This is a genomic window from Poseidonocella sp. HB161398 (assembly GCF_005870025.1).
Classification (GTDB): domain Bacteria; phylum Pseudomonadota; class Alphaproteobacteria; order Rhodobacterales; family Rhodobacteraceae; genus Mangrovicoccus.
On sequence record NZ_VATA01000189.1, the window covers coordinates 1 to 2,196 of the forward strand.

Genomic DNA, 2,196 nt, shown 5'->3' on the forward strand with positions numbered 1-2,196 from the left:
CCAGAGCGGCGTCTGCGACACGAAGATCAGGACGACGGCGATGAAGAGCACGGTGGAGAGCGGGCTGGTGAAGAGCCCGTGGAAGAAGCGGCCCAGATCCTCGCGCTCGGAGATGATCGCCCGGCGCCAGTTGTCGTCGAGGAGCCGCGAGAGGATCACGCCCAGGATCACCGGCCCCAGCGGATAGCCGTAATGGCGCATGAAATAGCCGAAGATGCCGAAGCCGAGCATCCAGTAGACATCGCTGAGCGAATTGTTCACCGCATAGGCGCCGACCACCGACAGCAGCATGATCAGCGGGATCAGCACCGCGCGGGGCATCTCCACCATCTTGGTGAAGAGCTTGATGCCGGTCAGGCCGAAGATCAGCATGAAGACATTGGCGGTGAAGAGCGCGCCGATGATGAACCAGAACATCTGCGGCTGCTCGACCATCAGCATCGGCCCCGGGTTCAGCCCGTGGATGAAGAGCGCGCCGATCATGATCGCCGTGACCGCGTCGCCGGGGATGCCCAGCGTCATCATCGGGATGAAGGCGCCGCCGACAGCCGCGTTATTCGCCGTTTCGGGCGCGACGAGCCCTTCCATGGCGCCCTGGCCGAACGGCCGTTCGGGATTTTTCGTGATCCGCTTGGCATGGTCATAGGCCATCAGCGCCGCGATGTCGCCGCCGGTTCCGGGCAATGCGCCGATCAGCACCCCGATCGAGGAGGTCTGCAGGCTCAGCGGCAGGTGCTTCTTCACCGTGCCGAAGGACGGGACGATGCGGCCGATCTTCTGGCGCACGGCCTCCTTGTCGACATGGTGGAGCTGCATCAGCGCCTCGGAGACGCCGAACATGCCGATCATCACCGCGATGAAGCTGATCCCGGATTCGAGGATCGGCAGGTCGAAGGTGAAGCGCCCGGTGAAGGTCAGCGGGTCCATGCCCACCGCGCCGATGGCGATGCCGAAGGCGCCGGCGAAGATGCCCTTCACCAGGCTCCCCGCCGAAAGCGAGCCCACGAGCAGGATGCCGAGCACGGCCAGCAGCATGTAGTCCCTGGGCTGGAAGGTCAGCGCGAAATCCGACACGAAGGGCGCGGCCAGCGCCAGCACCGCGATGCCGACGAGCCCGCCGAAGAAGGACATCACCGTGGTCACGCCGATGGCGGTGCCCGCCTCGCCGCGCTGCGCCATCGGATAGCCGTCAAGCGCCGTGGCGATGGCCGAGGGCGCGCCGGGGATGTTCAGCAGGATCGCGGTGCGCGAGCCGCCATAGACCCCGCCCATGTAGATCCCCACCATCAGCGCGATTGCCGGATAGACGTCCCAGGAGAAGGTGAAGGAGATCAGGATCGACACCGCCATGGTGACGGAAAGCCCCGGGATCGCGCCGACATAGACGCCCGCGAAGGTGCCGAGCCCGACCAGGACGAGAAGCTGCGGCTGGGTGAAGACGGTGAGGAAGGCCATCAGCGTGTCCATCACGACGCCCCCCCGAAAAGCCCGCGCAGCGCCTGCAGGAGCTCCGCCTCGGGGAAGATCCCCGCGGGCATCAGCACCGAGAAGACGATGCGGAAGACCACCCAGATCAGCACCAGCGTGCTGAGCGAGATGCCCAGGGTCCAGCCCCAGCTGCGGTGGCCGAGCAGCTTGATCGCCAGCACCAGGAAGAGCGCCGAGGCCGGCACGAAGCCCAGCGGCTTCAGGAGCGCGCCATAGGCCAGCAGCATCGCCGCGATGGCCACGACCCGGCCCGGCAGGATGTCGCGGGCGACGGTCTCGTTCTGGACCTTCGGCAGGCGCATGTCGCGCATCAGGATGATCGCCGCGCTGGCAGCCATCACCGCGGTGGTCGCCATCGGCACCGTGCCGGGCGCCGAGAGCGCCTCGAAGCCGGAAATGCCGTAGGCACTCCATAGCAGGCCGAGGCTCGAGGCGAGCATCAGCCCGCCGAAGACCAGCTCTCCGGGGCGCCTCTGCCCCTCGTAGCCGCCCGGTGTTGCGTCGGACGTGCCGTCATGGTGATCGGCATCGCCCCGGAAATCGGATTTCATCTGCACCTCCTCTGCCCGCCGTCGTGGCGGTCCCGTCCAGGAGGTCCCGGCTCAAGGCCGGGACCCCGCACTGCGCTGCCCCGGCCTTGAGCCGGGGCCTCCTGCGGGTCGCGGATCAGGGCCGCGGAATGCCGAACTCCTCAGGCGATTTCTTCGC

At 67.2% G+C, this 2,196-nt stretch carries 2 protein-coding genes; both read right to left on the bottom strand.

All coding sequences use genetic code 11. From position 1 onward, the window contains the following. Positions 1-1,467 (bottom strand): tripartite tricarboxylate transporter permease (locus FGX59_RS36560; RefSeq protein WP_138473443.1); only part of this gene is annotated, 1,467 nt, incomplete at its 3' end. Continuing rightward, on the bottom strand, positions 1,467-2,039 hold the full coding sequence (locus FGX59_RS36565; protein ID WP_138473444.1) for a tripartite tricarboxylate transporter TctB family protein: 573 nt from the start codon (positions 2,037-2,039) through the stop codon (positions 1,467-1,469). The genes FGX59_RS36560 and FGX59_RS36565, both read right to left, overlap by 1 nt. Positions 2,040-2,196: the final 157 nt, after the last annotated feature.